Consider the following 18,786-nt stretch of genomic DNA (forward strand, 5'->3'; position numbering starts at 1 on the left):
CCCCTATGCCCGGATATTAACGGAAATGATCCGGGCGAAAGCGAGTTGCGGATTGTGCAGCTTCGGCAACCAAGAAAAGGAGAGCGTAGATGAAGACTGACAAGACAGCATTATCTCACATCCCTCGACGCACGTTCATGAAAGGCGCCACCGCGACAGCCGCCGCAGTATCTCTGGGTTCCCCCCTTCTGGGTGCCTTGGTTCATGCTGCGGAAAATCCCGCAGATTTCGAAGCTTCTCCCGGAAATATGCCCTATGTCACCCAAATTACTCCGGAACGCACAGCCGATAACAATACAGGGTGGGTCTACTACGGTGCCGAAGCCAACGACAGGCCGCTGAATCCGGAAGACAAGGCCCAGATGAAACCTGAAGACTTCAACAAGGACGCCATCACACTCAAATGCTCCTGCTACTATCCCAATGCGGGCGACATCGGTCACGGCATCCATTGGGAAACATTCAGCTATCTTGAATACCAATTTGGCGGCCGCCTCAAATTCGACCGGTATTTTGGCCAGTCCCTGCATAGCCTCGTTGACGGCTGGAAAGCCCTCCGCTCCGGTCTTGTCGATATCGGCCAGATATACCATATCCACAACCAAGGTGCTTTCAATCTCTTCCATGCCGACGGGTTGCCCTTCCTGTCCAACAGCGTGGTAGTCGCCACCCAGATCATGGAAGAAATGTACCCAAAATATTTCAAAAAAGAAGTTGAAGCCCAGCAGATACATCTTGCGTGGATTCCCCATTTCGATGTGCAGGGCCTCATCTGCACTACGCCTATTCGCAAGCTTGAAGATCTCAAGGGAAAACGCATCATGGGTTTCGGCAGTCGTGTCATGCGTGAAACACTTATCGCCCTTGGGGCGACACCGGTGGCGATTCCCACCCCTGACGTCTTCATAGGGTTGCAACGCGGCGTCGTCGACGGTGTGGCTTGGGCTGTCGGCAGCGTGATTCCGTGGCGCTTCCATGAAGTAGCCAAATATCTCACTGTCACGGGCATGGCAAATACCGCCATCAGCTACGGAATCAACAAAAAAACCTTTGCGAGCCTCCCCAAGGAAATGCAGAAAGAACTGTATTTCAAGTTTCGCTTGGCGGCCAATCATATGTCCGAAGGATACACAAAACTTGAAGATCGTGGTTTTGAAGGTCTCAAGAAATTCGGAACAGAAATCATCATCCTTGACCCGGAAGAAAAGAAACGCTGGGTCGCGGTTGGCGACAGCATTTGGAAAAACTTTGCAGCTGACTGTGAGTCAAAAGGACTCCCCGGAAATCAGTTTATCAGAGATTTCCGCGCGGCAGCAGCCAAATACAACAACATGAGCATTCGAGAAATTCGCGAATATGTGGCTGACCCCAAAAACATAATCCATGGCATTATCGACGGTTTTTAATCCTCGCCTTCAGAGTGTCTGCTGATTTGCTGAGAGCTCCAGAATTTTTATTCTGGAGCCGCAAAAACATCTATACCCGGAGTGGCGTTATGAATGAACCGTTGAATCCCTCAAGCCTGACCGCAGAGTGGGCTGCAATTGCCCCGGATGAAAGGCGGGACATGGAACCCGCACAGGAGGGCGACCCCGCCCATTTCGCATGGATGCGGTGGGTGGACAAGGTGGCCAGCATTATTCTCCATGTCAGCATGTATGTTTGGTATCCGCTTATCCTGATTGTCATCCTTGTTGACGTGATAGGGCGCAATTTTTTTGCAAGTCCGCTTTCTTGGGCCATTGAAGGCAGCGGCCTCTTTCTCATTGGAGGAATATTTCTTGCCGTGCCCCGCGTCGAACTGGACAGAAACCATATTTTGCTGGACATCCTGTATGCCCGCTATTCTTACAAAACCCAACTCGCCTGCGATATGCTCACACGGGCTGTAGGCTGTTTGTGGATGCTGGCTGCCACCATACGCAGTTCTGTGGAAATCCACACTTCCTTCCTTCTGGACGAAAGCGGCACGGACTTTCGTGCTCCTTTCTGGCCCATACGTGTGATCATGACTTTCGGTTTTCTAATGCTGGCGCTGACACTTTTGCACAGCACAATCGACAGCTACAGAAAATTTCGCAGGGAGGGCAAGTAACATGGACATGGTACTGCTCGGATATGCCGGCATCGCCATCATGCTTGCGCTCTCCGTGGCGGGCATGCCCATGGCCTACGCCATGTGTATCGTCGCCAGCGCAGGCATGTGCTTCACGCTCGGTCCCATCAATGCCGCCACCCAGACCATGTTCGTGGCTTGGGAACAGGCAAGCAACTTCTCCCTGATGAGCATACCGTTGTTCATTTTCATGGGCTCCATAGCATACCACACGGGCATTGTGAGCGACCTTTTCGTCGCCTTCCGCCGCTGGATCGGATTTCTGCCAGGCGGCCTGGCAGCAGCTGGCATCATGGCGGCCGCCAGTTTTGGTGCGGTAACAGGCTCCACGGCCGCGGCCTCGGCAACGATGGCTTCGACCGTCATTCCTGAACTGGAAAAGGCAAGTTACAGCCAAAGCCTCGCTTCCGGTGCCATCGCAGCTTCTGGCGGTCTCGCGGCCATCATCCCTCCCAGTGTCTTTGTCATCATCTATGCAGCACTCACAGACCAGTCCGCCGGCGAAATGTTCATCGCCATTCTCGGACCAGGCATGTTGACCACCGTATTATTTTCCCTCTACTGCATCATCAGGTGCTGCGTAACCCCCTCTCTGGGGCCAAAACAACCATCAGCCTCATGGAAAGAGCGCATTCAGTGCTTGCCAGCGGCCATTCCCGTTATGGTGACCTTCGCCATCGTTATTGGCAGCATCTACGGCGGGCTGGCCACTCCTACCGAAGCCGCAGCATTCGGCTGCATAGGCGTCATGCTTATTGCTTTCTGCATGGGCCGTCTAAAGAAAGACCTCGTCATTCCCGCCTTCAAAGAGGGAGCCAAAATGAGCGCGGCAATCTTTTTTCTGTTTATCGGCGGCTGGCTCATGGCGCGTTTCATGGTGACCACTGGAACGACAAGGCATATGGTGCAGATGTTTGTGGGCTTTGAAATGTCCCATACAACACTCTTGGTCTGCATGTTTGTTCTCTTCCTGATTCTGGGCTGCATTCTTGAGTCCACCTCCATTCTCGTGCTGACTATGCCTTTCATGTTCCCGATTACCCAGCAGTATGGCCTTGACCCTGTCTGGTTCGGAGTGTTCGTCACCGTGATGCTGGTGCTGGCCGGCGTTTCGCCTCCGGTAGGGCTCAACGTTTTCGTGGTACGAAGTGTGTGCCCGCATATCCCGATAGTAAGTATTTACAAAGGAGCAGCACCATTCATCCTTATACTTATTATCACGGTTGTCGCTATCTGCGTCTGGCCTGAAATCGTCATGGCCCCGGTGCACAGTATGATGGGCAGTATCCGGTAACATTCTGAAACGGCAAAAATGCGTGTTTCCCACGGATGGTGCGACATACAGAAATATGCCGCACCATTCCAAAAAAAGAGAAAAGACCATGAGCGAAACGAAAAATAACACAAAGATCCTGTATCCAGTCGATATTTACGCCCGCAGTAAAGGTATCTGCGAACAGGTAAGGATTTTTGCCCGAGCATTTGATGCGGAAATTCTGGTTGCCTATGCCACACCGGCAATCAGCAAATTCAAGGAGTGGGAATTGCCTGAAGGCTTTCCCGAAAAATTCTGTATGGCCGCGCTGGAAAGCGCAAAAAACAAAATGGCTGGCTATGTTGCTGAAAATTTTCCCGGCATGAAAGCCCGTGGATGCATCCTTACAGGCTCTCCTGCGGAAGAGATCGTCCGCAAGGCAAAGGATGCCGCCTGTGACATGATCATCATGGCAAGGCAATGCAGCATGGTGAACCGCATCCTGGTCGGGGCCGTTGTGGCCAAGGTGGTGCGGCACGCCGGGACCATCCCCGTTATCACGATTGGCCTCAACGGACCGGATTACGAGAATCACCGCATCGGCTCATGAAACAGGTACCCTCCCCTGCGCGGCACTCCAGCTCTCCCCCCCTACGCCACAAGGCAACGCCCCGTTGTTATTGGTGCCAGCCCAGAAACATCCGGTAGGCCTCGTTGCCGGACTCTTCCACATGGGGATAGCCCATTGCCTCGACACGCCGGAGAAAGTCTTCAAATGCCTCACGCTTTTCCTCGGGCGCGGCGAAACCCACAAGCACGCGTCCGAAATCCGCCCCGTGGTAGCGGTACTGGAAAAGCGTTATGTTGAAATCCACCCGCATGGCGTCCATGAAGTTCAGCAGGGCGCCGGGCCTTTCGGGAAAGGTGAAACGCAGAAGCCTTTCGTCGTGCAGTTGTGGCGCATTGCCGCCCACCAGATGGCGCAGATGCACCTTGGCGAATTCGTTGTCCGTCAGGTCCATGGCTTCAAAACCCTTGCCGCGCAACTCTGCCAGCACCTCGGCCACATCCTCCGGCCCGTTGACCTTGATGCCCGCCAGAACCCGCGCCTTGACCGGATCGGAGTAGCGCGTACACAGTTCGGTGATATTCCGGTTGCCAAAAGACGCGCAGAGCTGCCGAAAGCTCCCCACCGCCTCGGGAATGACCACCGCAAGCAGGGCTTCGCGCTGCGCGCCGATCTCGGCGCGGTCCACCACATGCCCCAGGCGGTCAAAGTTCATGTTGGCCCCGCTCACCACGCCCACCAGCGTTGCGCCGCGAATGCCGCTTGATGCTGCGTAGGTTTTCAATCCCGCGAGAGAAAGGGCTCCCGCCGGTTCGGCCACCACCCGCGTATCCTCGAAAATGTCCTTGATGGCACCGCAGATCGCGTCTGTCCGCACGGTGATGATGTCGTCCAGCAGGTCGCGGCACAGAGCAAAGGTTTCCTCCCCCACAAGCTTGACAGCCACGCCGTCGGCAAACAGTCCCACATCCCGCTTTTCTATCCGCTGCCCCGCCATGACGGAAAGGCGCATGGCGTCAGAATCTTCCGGCTCCACGCCGATAACGCGGATTTCCGGGCGCAGGTTCTTGATGTACGCGGCCATGCCGGCTGCCAGACCGCCCCCCCCGATGGGCACAAAAACGGCATGAATGTCTTCCGGATGCTGGCGCAAAATTTCCATGGCAATGGTGCCCTGCCCGGCAATGACATCCGGGTCGTCAAAGGGGGGGATATAGACGCAGCCGGTTTCCTGAATGAGTTCCAGCGTATGCCGCCAGGCATCACTGAAGGACTCTCCCGAAAGCACCACCTGCCCCCCCAGACGCCGCACCGACTCCACCTTGATGGCCGGGGCTGTCACAGGCATGACAATCGTTGCCTCGCAGCCGAGCCGCCGCGCGGCGAGCGCAACCCCCTGCGCGTGGTTGCCTGCGGAGGCAGTGATGACGCCGCGCTGCAATTCCTCGCGCGAAAGATGGGCCATTTTGTTGCACGCGCCGCGCAGTTTGAAGGAAAAAACCGGCTGCATGTCCTCGCGCTTGAGCAAAATCCTGTTGCCCATGCGGCGCGACAGCCCGCCAGCTTCTTCCAGAGGCGTTTCCACAGCCACGTCGTACACGCGACTGAGGAGGATACGGTTCAGGTATGCGCTGTGCTTGTTCATAAACATTCCTTGTGGGGAAAGTGTGTTTTCTGCTCCCCCTAACTATACCGATGACAAACGTATCTCAAGCCCCGGAGTGCGCAATCCGCGAGGCAGGATTTTGCCGCCTGCCCGGAAGGTGCGCATTCCTCGCAGGCATAAAAAATAATAACATAGTGATTTTCAACAAAAAAATACTATCCCTTGCCGTCTGCCCATATTGTGCCGTAGTATTGATCCGGAAATTGCTGCCGTTGGCAGCAGCGTACCGCCGCAAAAATTCCCCGCCGGAGGTCAGCCCATGCGCCCTCACGCGAAAACTCTTGTCCTTCTTCTGGCCGGAAGCCTGTTGCTTGCCGGATGCAAAAGCAATTATGGAGAGCCAAAAACCAGGGTCAACCATTATCCCCAGTGCTACCAGCCGGTACAGCAGTTGCGGGAGGATGAAAACCTGACCGCCCGAAGCACCGCTGTGGGCGCTGCCGGTGGCGCCCTGCTGGGCGCGCTCATCGGCGGCCTTGCCACAGGCAAGGTGGAAGGCGCGTTGGCCGGTGCCGTGGCCGGGGGTGCGACCGGAGCCGTGGCAGGCAATATCTACGGCAAGTCCGAACAGAAAAACCGGGATGCGGCCTATCTGCACGCATATGCCCGTCAACTTGGCGCTGATGCCGCAAGCATGAACCGGGCCGCTGCGGCCGCGAAAGTGGCCGGAAAATGCTATGACGACCAGTTTCGCCTGGCGGCAAACCTGTACAGATCCGGGCGGATCAGCCGCCTGGAGTTTCAGGACAGATATGCCGAGATCCGGAGCGGGCTGGAAGAAACCGCCTACATCCTGAACGACACCGCAGCGGTGATGGCCAAAAGGGATGCCGAATACCAGCGCGCTCTGGCCGCAGACTATGTGAATGCGCCGTCGCGCGCCTCTGCCGGGAAAAAAGCCCCCCCAAGGGCCTCAAGACAGTCGGAAATCACCACCAGGGCCTCCGCGTGGAAAGACTCGCACCAGGAACTGGAAAAGGCCCGGCACGACACCAATACCCGCATCTCGCGCCTGGATGAAGCTGTGCGCAACGAACTTGGCTAAAAAGCCGGGCTTCGGAATACTCTCCCGCAAACAATGCGAAGTTCTGCCATGAAGGAAAATCAGCCGCCCACAGCCAACCCGCCCGCCGACACGCCGCCGAAGCCGTGGTACGGGCGGCCCGGCTTCTGGAGTCTTTTGCTTTTTTGTCTGCTGCTCCTGCTTGCGCTCTGGTTTTGGGGAAAACACTGGCTTGCCGTTCAAGAAGAAAAACGCGCCCTGACGGCGCAAACAGCCCAGATGAGCGCGCAAAACGCCCATTTTGAGCATTTTCTCCGACAGTTGCAGGCTCTGCTTGCCAAGGATCCGTGCAGTGTGCAGAAAAGCCTGCCCGGAATTGTTCCCCCGCCGGGCGTGGCATGGCCCCCAACACCCGGAGCTCTGCCGGAAAAAAGCGATATGCCGTTCACAGGCGGCAGTTCTTCTGCTCCCGCCACCAGAGAGGCGGCCCCGCAAAAACAGCCCGCAGGCTTTGCGGAGCTTATGGAGCAGGGCACAGTGCTGGTACTGGCCATGCAGGAAGGCGGCCTCTCCATGGGAAGCGGTTTTTTTGTCGCGCCCGATGCCGTGGTCACCAACGCGCATGTGGTGGGCTCTGCAGCCAGGGCCATTGTGGTCAACAAGGCCACCGGCAGACCGCTGACAGCCAGTGTCCGGAAAGCCGTGCAGGAGGCGGGCAGGGATTTTGCCGTCCTGCATGTGGAGGGGGCGACGGGCGTCACTCCGCTCGCGCTGGCACCGTCCGTGCAGCGGACGGAGCGGGTGAGCGCATGGGGCTTTCCCGGAGCCGTCACCGGCGATGATCCCCAGTTTGCGGCCCTGCTCAAGGGCAATGCCGCCGCTGCCCCGGAGGTGGTGTATACCGATGGGGTGGTCAGCGTTGTTCTTGACCGCACCCCGCCCCTCATCGTGCATACCGCCACAGTTTCGCAGGGCAACAGCGGAGGGCCACTGGTCAACGAAAAAGGGGAAGTGGTAGGAATCAACACGTTCATCAAACTTGATGAAGAATCCTACCGCCAGTCCAGCATTGCCATCAGCAACGTGGAACTCGCCCGTTTTCTCCGCTCGGCGGGAGTGAGCCCCGCGCTGGCAGCAGGCGGAGGCGCGCCATGAGCATACGCATCGCCACAAGCCGGAGAGGCCGGATGCGCGCCCTGGGCAGCCAGGGAATTTTTGCCACCGACTGCCATGAGCAGCTTGCCTCCCTCCTTCAGCAACACCTCGGCCCGGAGCATGCCGCCCTTCTGGCGGAGCCGCAGCACGGTGCCGACGGGCAGGATGTTGACTGGTATGCCGAAGGGCCCGGCCCGGCTGTGCCCCTTGCCGACCTGCCCGAGGACGAAGCCCGCATTCTGCGCGCAAAAATTGCCGCACTTGCCACGGATATTCTGGAGCTTTCCCGGCGCATGACAGCTGAAGCCCAGGCGCAGCCCGCTCCGGGCCAGTCCCAGGCCCTGTCGGGACAGTTGCTGGCGCTTGCCCTGCAACATCCTTCCGACGAAGATATCCTGTCTGTGGGGGGACGCCCCGTGCTCGTCAACTGGGGTTTTGCCCCCGGCAGCCCCGGAGCCGTTCCGCAGGATCTTTCGCGCCTCGGCGCATGGGCTCCGACTCCGCCGTCCCAACAGCCCGTGGCCGCGGTGCCACCCATGCCCCCCGGCGGCGGATGCCTGCCCTGGCTATTGCCCCTGCTGCTCCTCCTGCTGCTGGCCTGGCTGCTGGCATCTGTTGCGGGCCTGCTGCCTTCGCCCTTGCCCGCAGGCTGCACGCATGTCGACCGCAGCGCTCTGGATGCGGAAATGCGCAAACAGGCGGAGCACGAGGAAGCTCTGCGCCTTTTGTGGCAACAGTTGCAGGAACGCGCAGCCCTGTGCAAGCCCGCGCCGCCGCCGGAAGAAAAAAAGCCGGAGCCCGTTCTTCCCGAACCGGAGGCGGTTCCCGAGCGGGAACCAGAGCCGGAGCCGGAACAAAAGCCGGAAGTCATCGAACCTTTTCTGGGCGAAAGCCCCTTGGAAGAGCCCAAAGAACAGCCTGCGCCGGAAAAACCCAAGCCTGAGCCCAAGCCGGAACCCAGGGAAAAGCCAAAACCCGCGCCCGCAAAAAATGAGGATCTGAACATCCCCGAAGACGCCGCGAAAAAAAATGACCTGAGCTTTCTGGAAGGCTGCTGGACCAGCGAAACCGGGCTTTTTTCCCACCCTTCCAACGAGCCCATTGTCGCGGAATACTGTTTTGACAAAAACGGCAAGGGACGCCGCTTTGTCAGAGAGCGCAACGGCCAGGTGTGCAGCGGTTCCGCCCGTGCGCGCTTTCAGGGCAACCGCCTGCAGTTTGATGCCAACCCGGCCAACTGCCCGCGCGGCGGGAAATATGTGCCGCAAAAAGTGGACTGCACCGGCAGCGAGAACACAACACAGTGCAAGGGCAAGGAACTGGGCGGCACAAACCGCACATGGGATGCCCGTTTCAAAAGGAAATAAATGATGAAGGACGTTGTGCCCCACTATCTGTCTCCTGTCAGCATCATTCCCGGCGGATGCCCGCAGTTTCTGGATTTTTCTCTCCCGGAGGAAGACATCAGGCGTCTGCGGATGTATTTTCGTGAAGAAAAAAAGCAGGAAGGACAGGGAGAGGGGCACAACGGAGAGTCCGGAAGGTATACCCATTACCTGCGCTGCCTCACGGAAACAGAAAACGGGCTTGTGGATCAGTTGACCAACCTTCCGTGCGAGGAAGACTATGCCGTGGAGGCCCGCCGGGCTGTGGAAATTCTGGAAGGGCAATGGCTTCCCATCCCCTTTCTGCGCACCCTTGAACAGCTCTGGCCCGATGGAGAAAAGCGTTTCGAGTGCGGCCCTTCCAACTGGGCCAGAGCGCGGATTGCACGCTCCGAGAGCTTTCCAGGCCTGTTGCGCACAGTGGTCGCTTTTGACACCAATGTGGAGGATCGCCCCGCGCAGGGGGAACACTACCACGCCCTTTCGCCGCAGGATGTCACGGCGCACGGGCATTTCATGCTTGCCCGCCTTGTGCGGGACAACTCGTGGTTTCTCAACGCCGCATGGGTTGACGAGTGGGTATACGGCCTGTTTGACAGCTGGAAGCAGGCCCGCCACAGGGGGCGCGGCTCCTGGAGCGAGGAGTCGCCCTACAGGCTCAAACATCTGGCCTGCTACCTGACCTGGCTTGAAGTGCTGCACAAAAGCCTGAAGGCGCTGGCCGTGCAGGTCATCAATCCGGCCCGTGATACCCCGGTGGAAGTGGATCTGGTGCTTGATATCGGCAATTCGCGCACCACCGGCATTCTGGTGGAAACGCTGCCCCAGCGGATGACCAATCTCAACGACAGTTATCTGCTGGAGTTGCGTGATCTGAGCCTGCCGGAACATGTGTATGCCGACCCCTTTGAAACCAGGGTGGAATTTGTGGATGCGGCCTTTGGCAACGATACACTGTCCCGCAGGTCCGGGAGGCAGCGCCCCGCCTTTGCCTGGCCTTCGGCCGTGCGCATCGGCCCCGAAGCCGCGCGCCTGTCCACCATGGCCGTGTGCGCCGAAGGCGCCACAGGCATGTCCAGCCCCAAGCGCTACCTCTGGGACGAACGCCCCTGGAAGCAAAGCTGGCGTTACAATACCGGCGGCAAGGCAGAGCCTCTGGTCAGCCGGGGACTTTTTCCCCGTCAGCTCAACCCCCACGGCACACCGCGCATGTGCTTTGACGACCCCCTGTTCAAAAAAAGCCCTGCGCTGCAAAAGCAGAAAAACGAACCTGTTTTCGAGTCCCTGTTTACCCGCTCCTCTCTCATGCTCTTCATGCTGGGAGAAATCCTTACCCAGGCGCTTGTGACCATCAATTCTCCCGCCACCCGCAGCAAACGGGAACTGCCCAACCTGCCGCGCAGACTGCGCAGGCTGATTTTTACCGTCCCCACGGCCATGCCCGTGGCGGAAAAACGCATTTTCCGGCGCTGGGTCACCTGGGCCGTGCGGGTTGTGTGGAGCGCGCTGGGGTGGAGCCAGTGGTATCTGCCCAAGCCGCAGTTGAAAGAGCAGACGGGCGATTACCGCCGCAGCCCCCAGATACAGTGCGACTGGGACGAGGCAAGCTGTTCGCAGCTTGTGCTCCTGTACAATGAGCTGGTGGTCAAGCACCACGGGGATGCCCACCACCTTTTCCGGCTCATGGGGAAGCCGCGCGCAGCCTATGCTGGGCATCCCTGCGTGCGGATGGCCTCCATTGATATCGGCGGGGGAACGACAGACATATCCATCACAACCTTTGAACTGGCCAGCGGCGAAGGCGATACGGCCAGAATTTCCCCCCACACCGAATTCCGGGACGGCTTCAATATCGCTGGTGACGAGGTGCTCCGGGAAGTCATTTCCAATCATGTGATCCCCGCCATATCCCAGGCGCTGGTCAGCCACGGGCTTGCCGAGCCGCGCTCGCTGCTGGGGCAGATGTTCGGGCGCGACTCCATCGGCATGTCGCAGGAAGACCGCAATACCCGCATCCGCCTTGTGCGCCAGATCGCGGCTCCCGTGGCTCTGGGCCTTCTTTCGGCGTGCGAGGATCCGCGCCTGCGCTCGGGCAGTCGCCTGTGTACCCTCCGCGATTTTTTTGAGCCAGACCCCGCAGAAGCCACGCGCGGCCATGCTTCCGACGCGGAGGCGGGAAACGGGGAAGAAGGCGGCTTTTTTCCCGCGAAACCGGCTCCCCGGCCGCAGCCGGCCACCCTGCACGCGGTGGAAAGCCTGGTGCGCCGCGCAGCGCCCTCCGTCGGAAACTTTTCCATTCTGGACGTTCCCATTCAGGTGACGCCCGCAGCCATTGAGGCTACCATCAGAAATACCCTCGGCTCCACCCTGTCCGCACTGTGCGAGCTTGTGCACATGTATGACTGCGATATTCTGCTGTTGACGGGACGCCCCAGTTCCTGGGAGGGGGTCACGGCCTCCGTGCTCGCCAGACTGCCCGTCCCCCCGGACAGGATCGTGCCCATGCGCCGGTATCATGCCGGTTCGTGGTATCCCTTTGCCGATGCCCAGGGACGCATCACCGACCCCAAGACAACCGTCGTGGTGGGGGCCATACTCTGCGCCCTGGCAGAAGGCCATCTGGAGGGTTTTTCCTTTGACCCCGGCGCGCTACGCCTGACGTCCACAGCGCGCTATATCGGAGAGATGGACATCAACAGCCAGCTCAAACGCCCCAAGGTCTGGTTTTCCGTGGATGTGAACAGCAGGGAGGGCACGGAGCAGACGCGCCATGTCGCTTTCAGCGGCCCGCTCTCCGTGGGCTACCGCCAACTGGATGCCGAACGCTGGCCCACCACGCGCTATCACCTGCTTGCCTTTTCCAGTGAGGCGGCCAGGGCGCGCGCCGCAGGGCGTCTGCCCTATACTGTGGAACTGCGGCTTTTTGTTGAAGATGTCTGGGATGACGAACCGCGCAACGATACCGCGCAGGAACAGCGCAGCGAGGGCGAATTCCGCATCGACTCCATTGTGGACAACCAGGGACGCGGCGTGGACCGGCACGATCTGGAAATCCACTTGCAAACACTGAAGCTGGACGAAGGCTACTGGCTCGATACCGGCATCGTTACCGACGCAGGATAGGCGAGGTTTGGCATGCAGCAGGACAAGGAACTTGCGCGGCGCTGCCGCGAACTGGCAGAAACCTCACGCACGGCGGGCGCCTGGCTTCGGGACAATGCGGACACCGTGGGCAGCGAAGGCGCATCCCTGCAAAAAAACATGCGCACTGCCGCGCGTTTTTACGGCAAATGCGAACAGGCGGCACTGCGCAAAATGTGCGTGGGCGTCTTCGGCCCCAGCCAGTCGGGCAAATCCTACCTCATTTCCGCTCTGGCCAGCAATGCCCACGAAGTCCTGCAAGCGGATTTTTGCGGCAAAAAATTCAGCTTTATCGAAGAAATCAATCCGGAAGGCGGCAAGGAATCCACAGGACTTGTCACCCGCTTCACCACCACGCCTCCGGCGGGAATTACCGGGGAATTTCCCATCAGGCTGCGCCTGCTTTCCGAAACGGATGTGGCCCGCGTGCTCGCCAATACCTACTACGCCGACTGCGACCACAAGGATGCGCCCGACGCGGAAGCTGTGGGCATGGTGCTGGAACAGTTGGAAAAACACGCCGCCTCGGCACCCGTGAGCGGGGGCTTGTCCGGCGACGATATGGAAGAGTTGCGGGAATATGTGAACAAGAACTTCCTCTCCCGCCCCAGGGTACAAATGCTCCAGAACACATACTGGCACAGGGCCGTGGCTCTCGCCCCCCTGCTGGATATGGAAAGCAGGGCCAGGCTTGTGGGCCTTGTCTGGGACAGTGTGCCGGAATTTCAGGAAACATATCTGCGCCTGTGCGCCGCCCTGGCCGAACTCGACCATGCCACGGAGGCCAACTGCCCCATTGAGGCACTCATACCGCGCGCCAACAGCATCATTGACGTTGCCCGTTTGCAGGGGCTTGGCGAAGCGCCCGCCGACATGTTGCAGATCACGACCCCCCAGGGGCGCTCCGCCCTGTTGCCGCGGGCCGTTGTCACCGCACTGACGGCGGAAATCACGGTATACATGAGCGAAAAGCCCGACGATTTTTTTGACCACACCGATCTTCTGGATTTTCCCGGCTACCGCGCGCGCTACAAGTTCACGGACTTGCGGGCCGCACTGGACAGCAGAAAAGACATGCTGAAAGACCTCTTTCTGCGCGGCAAGGTTGCCTACCTGTTTGAACGCTACCGCGAAGAAAAGGAACTCACCAGCATGCTGCTCTGCATCGGCCCCAGCACCCAGGAGGTGCAGGACCTGCCGCAGGCCGTGTACGAATGGATCTGCTCCACCCACGGCGAAACACCGCAAATGCGGGCCAACAAGCCCCCGGCTCTTTTCTTTGTCCTGACCAAGATGGACATGGAATTTGAAAAAAAGGCCGGTTCTCCTTCAGTGGAAACCCGCTGGACCACCAGGCTGGAATCCTCCCTGCTCAACTTCTTCGGTCAGGTCTACGACTGGCCGCAGAACTGGGACGGAACCCGTCCCTTCAACAATGTTTTTCTGCTGCGCAACCCCAATTTCTTGTGTGAAGGCATTTTTGAGTATGAGGGAAAGCGGGAAACAGGCATCAGGGCGCAGCAGAGCGACTTTGTGGAGGAAGTCCGCCAGTCGTTTCTGGGCTCCCCGCTGGTGCAGCGCCATGTGGCACAGCCGGAAAGAGCCTGGCAGGCCGCCATGACCCTCAACGACGGCGGCGTGAGCCTGCTGCGGGAATGCCTGCGCCCCCTCTGCAATCCGGAGCTCAAGCGCAGGCAGATCCTTGATGCGGTCAGGGAAAAATCGGAGCGGACGCGGGCCGCCCTGGCCCCCTTTTACCACAGTGACGACAGGGAGGAACTGCGCAGGCAAAAAACGGAATTGTCCCGCGAACTGGTGTCCCAACTCGCCAGGGTGGCCGAGAAACAGATGTTCGGGCAGTTTCTGCGTTCCCTTCAGGTGCGGGAATACGACCTGTACGAAATCTGCATCAACGCGCAGCAGGGGGCGGAACAGGGGGAAGTGCCCGTGAGGCCGGCTCTGGTCGGCTCGCTTGTATCCGCTGACGATATTCTGGAAGACGTTTTTGGAGAGGCTGCTCCCCGGACGCTCTCTGCGCCACAGGAAAAGGCGGAACAGGTCAGGGACATGGCCGGGATTTTTTCGGGGCTTGCCGTGGACCACTGGACGGAACGCCTGCGTGACGTGTGCAACAGCGTAGAACTGCGAAACTCCTTTGGCCTGTCCGCCAGAATGCTGGACCAGTTCTGCCACGAACTGCTCCTTTCCGCCTCACGGAAAAAGCTGCGGGAAACGCTGGAGTCGGAACTCCGGCGCAACACGGCCTACAGCACAATCGCGCGCGAAAGGCTTGTCTGGAAGCTGGTCAGCCTGACCGCCGATGCCATCAATGCCTTTGTGGACTGGCTGGGATTTGACCCGCGCTTCAACGATCAGAGCCAGCGCACGGTATTTTTTCACGGCAAAAACGTGTGTTTTTTTGCCCCGCCCCCGGAAATCGGGGGGGAACCGCGCATCAGTGAAGAGCAGGCCGCCTATGACCGCGCCTGGTATACCGACTGGATGCGCGCTCTGGCCTACAACATGACGGCCAATGTCGATTTTGACGGGCAGCACACAGCCAACCCGGAACAAAACGAGCGTCTGCGGAACATCCTGCGGACCTTTGAAGGATAGAAAGCATGCATGCCAGCATCAGTGCGGACTCACGGCGCGGCCCCGGATACGGCAGCATTGAGGTGCGCGGGATCGAATATCCCGGCGACGCGGCATTTTTTGTTCTGCAGCGCGCCTCTGACGGAAAATATCTGTCGGGCGCGGGCTGGCAGGAAAGCGAAAGCCCTCTGCCGCAGGACATGTGCGAAAAAGAGGCCGGCGGATGCCGGCTGCATGTGGGGCCGACCGTTATCGACAGGCTCGACAGTCTGGAAAGCTACCGCCTTTCCCTTCACGGCGATGCCTGCGTCCTGACCGTGCACGATCTTGCGTATTCGCCCATGCAGGGCGTCCGGAATGTGGAAGGTTTTCCGGCAACACCGCCGGAGCCCCTCCCCCCGCAGGAAGAAGCCCCCCTTCAGGAAGCTCCTGCAGAGCCGCAGGCCGGGGATGCGCCGGACGAGGTTCTCCTGCCCCCACCTCCAACACCACAAGCTCCCCCCCCCAAAAAAAGCAGAACAGGAGCGCTTTTTGCCGCAATCCTGCTTTGCCTGGCAGCCGGGCTGGCGGGCTGGATGTTTCTCCGCTCTCCGGAAGCTCCCCCCCTGCCGGAACAGAAGCCGGAGCAAGAGGCACAAAACCCGGAACAGCAGGCGCAGACTCCGGAACAGCAAACGCCCAACCCCGCAGAGCCCGGCAGTGAGCAAACACAGCCGCAGCCCCTGTCGCCTCTGGCCGCAGCCCGCGAGCATCTGCGCGGCCCCGCGCAACCGGATGCAAGCCTGGATATGGCCAAACCCCTGCGCAGGGCCGATGCCACGCCCGAGCAGAGCGATGCTGCTTTTCTCCTGCTGGAAGACGCGGCCCAAAAGGGCACTGCGGAAGCCATGTTCCTTGTGGGGCAATATTATGATCCTGCCGCGCAACTGCCGCGGGGCAGCATTCCGACAGACCTGACCCAGGCCCGGCGCTGGTATGAAAGCGCGCTGAAAAACGGCCACCAGAACGCGCGCCCGGCTCTGGACGCTCTGAAGGAATATGCGCGCGTGCAAAAAGAAAAAGGCGACGCGGAAGCCGCCGTTTTGCTGCAAAACTGGGAGTAACCCGAAAAAGGAGATCGCATGCGCACCCTTTTTTGCCGCAAGGCCGCCCTGCTGGCCCTTCTGTTGTGTCTGACCGCGCTTGCAGAGGTTGCCCTTGCTGCCACGGCCGCATCCGCCCCTCTGCTGCTGCCCGGAAAGAAAACCCTCTTTCAGCGAGTGGTGTCCCACCCTGCCAGCGACCTCATGGCCGCCCCTTCGGACACGGCAGAAAAAATCCGCAAAAAACTGACGCCTTTCACGGTGCTCTATGTCTATGAGCGAAAGGACGGCTGGCTTCAGGTGGGAGCTTCCCCCGACCGGCCCGAAGGCTGGCTGAAAGCGTCCCAGGCCACTGACTGGAACCAGTCCCTCACCCTGCTTTTCACCCCGCGCGCCGGACGCTCTCCCGTGCTTTTTTTTCAGGACAGCAAAACGCTGGACGAATTGTGCTCCGCCACGGACATGGTGCGGCGCATTGACCGGCTGGAAGCCCAGGCAGACAGGATCATGCAGGGCACGGAAGCCGCGCCGGAAAACTGGCCCGTCACCGCCAGCGAACCGGCCGATGCCACGGGTGCTGTTTCCGAAACTCGCTTCTACCTCATGCCCATTCTGGAAATGCAGGATCCCTTTGACCGCGTGAAATTTTTGCGTGTGGCCTCCATTGATCCGGGCACTCTGCCCCAGGGTGGGCAAAAAACCAATCAGGGGCCACCCAAGACCGCCATTGCGCTGGTCATTGACACCAGCATTTCCATGAAACCCTATATCGAACAGAGTCTTAATGTTGTCCGGCAGATTTATGACAAAATCCTGCACGACAACATGGCGGACAATGTGGGTTTTGGCGTTGTCGCCTTCCGCAGCAGCACCAAAGCCGTCCCCGGCCTGGAATACACCACGGAAGTCGTGAGCGATTTTACCACGGCGGCCAACCGCAAAAGCCTGGAAGACAAGCTTGCCAAGGTCCGGGAGGCCAGCGTTTCCAGCCACGATTTCAATGAGGATTCCCTGGCCGGCGTGTACCGGGCTGTGGAGTCTCTCAGTTGGGAGGACTATTCCTCGCGCCTGATCCTGCTCATCACCGATGCGGGGCCGCTCCGCTCCACAGACAAATTTGCCTCCCTGAGCCTCGAAGCGGGGGAACTCAACGACCTTGCGCGCCAGAAGGGCATCTGGATCACTGCCGTGCACGTCAAAAGCCCTGCCGGGAGCAAAAACCACGCCTATGCCGAGCAGAACTACCGCTCCTTAAGCAGGCTTTCCGGAAACCGGGCCAACTACCAGCAGATACCGGCCCCCACCCCGGCCGCCGGAGCGGCGCGCTTTGCTGCGGTGGCGCGCACCCTGGCCGCCGGAATGGTGGATATGGTCAAAAACACGGCCGAAGGAAAAATCATGACCCGGCCAGCAAACGACAAGCCCCAAGGCCTGACACCGGAGGAGGAAGCCGCCCGGCTGGCCGCCGCCCTGGGCTATGCCATGCAACTGGAATACCTCGGCAAAACACGGCAGAACAGGGCGCCTGCCGTTGTCAACTCCTGGATTGCGGACATGGACCTGAAACGTCTGGCAATGGACGAGCACAGCCCCAGCGTTGAGGTGGCCGTGCTGCTGACCAAGAACCAGTTGAGCGATCTGAGCCGCCAGCTTGGGGCTGTCATTGACAATGCCGAACGCACCAAAAAAACGGATTCGCGCGACTTTTTTCAGGGGGTGCTGTCTGCCTCAACCCGGATGGCGCGGGATCCGAACATGCCCACCCAGGGCAAAAGCCTTGCGGAATTGGGCGTTCTTTCGGAATTTCTGGAAGGGCTGCCGTACAAAAGCGACATCATGCTCCTGCGCGAGGAAGACTGGTACCGCATGAGCGTGGGGGAGCAGACGGCCGTCATCAACCGCCTGAAGTCGCGGCTGGCCCGCTATGAGGAATATGACCGTGACCGCGCCAACTGGGAAAGTTTCGGCCAGGCGGATTCGGGCGACTGGGTATACCGGGTGCCCCTGAACATGCTGCCCTGAAGCGCTCATGGACGATCTGGTCTTCTCACTGCGCGGCATAGGGAAAACCCGCCCGGGACAGGACGGCTTTTGCCTGCACATTGCCCGGCTGGACATTGCCCGCGGCAGCCTTCTTGCCCTTGTGGGGCCGAGCGGATGCGGCAAGAGCACAGCCCTCGACCTGCTGGCCTGCATTCTCGCCCCGGACGCGGGGCCGACGCCGCAGCCTCCTCCCCCTGCGCCGTCCCCCAAGGCGGACACAGGGCGTTTCCTGTTCCGCCCTGCCAAAAGCCCCGTAGTGGACGTGCTGGCCGCCTGGCGCGCGGGCAACAGCGACCTGCTTGCGCGCCTGCGGCAGCGCCATCTGGGTTATGTTCTCCAGACAGGGGGTCTGCTCCCCTTTCTTTCGGCTGACGACAATATTTTTCTGCGCTGCCGGAGTCTGGGCATTGCGGACAGACAGCGCGATGCCGTGCACGACGCTGTTGCAAGACTGGGCATATCCCACGTGCTGCGCCACTACCCCGCAACGCTTTCCGTCGGGGAACGCCAGCGCGTGGCCATTGCCGCAGCCCTGGCGCACGGCCCTTCCGTGATTCTGGCTGATGAGCCGACAGCCGCTCTGGATCCCTGCCATGCTGCGGAGGTGCTGCGCCTTTTTGCCGACCTTGCCCGCGATTTTGCCTGCACTGTGGTCATGGTCACGCACAATCGGGAACAGGCCGAAGACGCGGGTTTTTCTCCGCTTTCTTTTTCTGTGGTGCGCGGCCCGCAGGGGGCTGCCGCTGTCGTGCGGGACTCACAGGAACAAGGCTGAAA

13 protein-coding genes are annotated in these 18,786 nt (G+C 59.8%); 12 read left to right on the forward strand and 1 reads right to left on the reverse strand.

What is annotated here, in order from left to right; translation table 11 throughout:
* The first annotated feature begins 89 nt into the window (after positions 1–89).
* From dctP to EII23_RS01540, 4 genes are all read left to right on the forward strand, one after another.
* Complete coding sequence (gene dctP, locus EII23_RS01525) at positions 90–1,406, forward strand: substrate-binding domain-containing protein (protein WP_124791599.1); 1,317 nt, start codon at positions 90–92, stop codon at positions 1,404–1,406.
* An 89-nt stretch (positions 1,407–1,495) separates the two neighbouring features.
* Entirely contained in the window at positions 1,496–2,095 is a 600-nt protein-coding gene (locus EII23_RS01530) for a TRAP transporter small permease subunit (RefSeq protein ID WP_124791430.1), read from the forward strand.
* Position 2,096: 1 nt separating this feature from the next.
* On the forward strand, positions 2,097–3,410 hold the full coding sequence (locus tag EII23_RS01535) for a TRAP transporter large permease (RefSeq protein WP_124791432.1): 1,314 nt from the start codon (positions 2,097–2,099) through the stop codon (positions 3,408–3,410).
* Positions 3,411–3,498: 88 nt separating this feature from the next.
* The gene (locus EII23_RS01540; RefSeq protein ID WP_185702269.1) at positions 3,499–3,981 is read left to right on the forward strand and encodes a universal stress protein; all 483 of its coding nucleotides are present in this window, start codon (positions 3,499–3,501) and stop codon (positions 3,979–3,981) included.
* Positions 3,982–4,048: 67 nt separating this feature from the next.
* Here EII23_RS01540 and ilvA read toward each other — a convergent pair whose 3' ends face one another.
* Complete coding sequence (gene ilvA / locus EII23_RS01545) at positions 4,049–5,584, reverse strand: threonine ammonia-lyase, biosynthetic (protein WP_124791435.1); 1,536 nt, start codon at positions 5,582–5,584, stop codon at positions 4,049–4,051.
* A 280-nt stretch (positions 5,585–5,864) separates the two neighbouring features.
* On the opposite strand from ilvA, the gene EII23_RS01550 reads away from it, so the two are divergent.
* From EII23_RS01550 to EII23_RS01585, 8 genes are read left to right on the forward strand one after another with little or no spacing between them, the layout of a single operon-like run.
* On the forward strand, positions 5,865–6,650 hold the full coding sequence (locus tag EII23_RS01550; RefSeq protein WP_124791437.1) for a YMGG-like glycine zipper-containing protein: 786 nt from the start codon (positions 5,865–5,867) through the stop codon (positions 6,648–6,650).
* A gap of 48 nt (positions 6,651–6,698) precedes the next feature.
* Entirely contained in the window at positions 6,699–7,763 is a 1,065-nt protein-coding gene (locus tag EII23_RS01555; protein WP_124791439.1) for a S1C family serine protease, read from the forward strand.
* Positions 7,760–9,130, forward strand: a complete 1,371-nt coding sequence (locus tag EII23_RS01560; protein WP_124791441.1) for an SrfA family protein — start codon at positions 7,760–7,762, stop codon at positions 9,128–9,130. The genes EII23_RS01555 and EII23_RS01560 overlap by 4 nt, the downstream gene beginning before the upstream one ends.
* The gene (locus tag EII23_RS01565) at positions 9,131–12,271 is read left to right on the forward strand and encodes a virulence factor SrfB (RefSeq protein WP_260424546.1); all 3,141 of its coding nucleotides are present in this window, start codon (positions 9,131–9,133) and stop codon (positions 12,269–12,271) included.
* A gap of 12 nt (positions 12,272–12,283) precedes the next feature.
* A complete protein-coding gene (locus EII23_RS01570) occupies positions 12,284–14,905 on the forward strand; it encodes a virulence factor SrfC family protein (protein ID WP_124791444.1) in 2,622 nt (873 codons plus the stop codon).
* Positions 14,906–14,910: 5 nt separating this feature from the next.
* Complete coding sequence (locus EII23_RS01575) at positions 14,911–15,987, forward strand: sel1 repeat family protein (RefSeq protein ID WP_124791446.1); 1,077 nt, start codon at positions 14,911–14,913, stop codon at positions 15,985–15,987.
* 18 nt (positions 15,988–16,005) lie between these two features.
* On the forward strand, positions 16,006–17,988 hold the full coding sequence (locus EII23_RS01580) for a vWA domain-containing protein (RefSeq protein ID WP_124791448.1): 1,983 nt from the start codon (positions 16,006–16,008) through the stop codon (positions 17,986–17,988).
* Positions 17,989–17,995: 7 nt separating this feature from the next.
* Entirely contained in the window at positions 17,996–18,784 is a 789-nt protein-coding gene (locus EII23_RS01585; RefSeq protein WP_124791450.1) for an ABC transporter ATP-binding protein, read from the forward strand.
* The last annotated feature ends 2 nt before the right edge of the window (positions 18,785–18,786 follow it).

The organism is Desulfovibrio sp. OH1186_COT-070 (assembly GCF_003860215.1).
Taxonomy (GTDB): Bacteria; Desulfobacterota; Desulfovibrionia; order Desulfovibrionales; family Desulfovibrionaceae; genus Desulfovibrio.

Coding starts and splice junctions, on each gene's coding strand:
- dctP (WP_124791599.1), top strand. CDS start 90: ATGAAGACTGACAAGACAGCATTATCTCACATCCCTCGACGCACGTTC.
- EII23_RS01530 (WP_124791430.1), top strand. CDS start 1,496: ATGAATGAACCGTTGAATCCCTCAAGCCTGACCGCAGAGTGGGCTGCA.
- EII23_RS01535 (WP_124791432.1), top strand. CDS start 2,097: ATGGACATGGTACTGCTCGGATATGCCGGCATCGCCATCATGCTTGCG.
- EII23_RS01540 (WP_185702269.1), top strand. CDS start 3,499: ATGAGCGAAACGAAAAATAACACAAAGATCCTGTATCCAGTCGATATT.
- ilvA (WP_124791435.1), bottom strand. CDS start 5,584: ATGAACAAGCACAGCGCATACCTGAACCGTATCCTCCTCAGTCGCGTG.
- EII23_RS01550 (WP_124791437.1), top strand. CDS start 5,865: ATGCGCCCTCACGCGAAAACTCTTGTCCTTCTTCTGGCCGGAAGCCTG.
- EII23_RS01555 (WP_124791439.1), top strand. CDS start 6,699: ATGAAGGAAAATCAGCCGCCCACAGCCAACCCGCCCGCCGACACGCCG.
- EII23_RS01560 (WP_124791441.1), top strand. CDS start 7,760: ATGAGCATACGCATCGCCACAAGCCGGAGAGGCCGGATGCGCGCCCTG.
- EII23_RS01565 (WP_260424546.1), top strand. CDS start 9,131: ATGATGAAGGACGTTGTGCCCCACTATCTGTCTCCTGTCAGCATCATT.
- EII23_RS01570 (WP_124791444.1), top strand. CDS start 12,284: ATGCAGCAGGACAAGGAACTTGCGCGGCGCTGCCGCGAACTGGCAGAA.
- EII23_RS01575 (WP_124791446.1), top strand. CDS start 14,911: ATGCATGCCAGCATCAGTGCGGACTCACGGCGCGGCCCCGGATACGGC.
- EII23_RS01580 (WP_124791448.1), top strand. CDS start 16,006: ATGCGCACCCTTTTTTGCCGCAAGGCCGCCCTGCTGGCCCTTCTGTTG.
- EII23_RS01585 (WP_124791450.1), top strand. CDS start 17,996: ATGGACGATCTGGTCTTCTCACTGCGCGGCATAGGGAAAACCCGCCCG.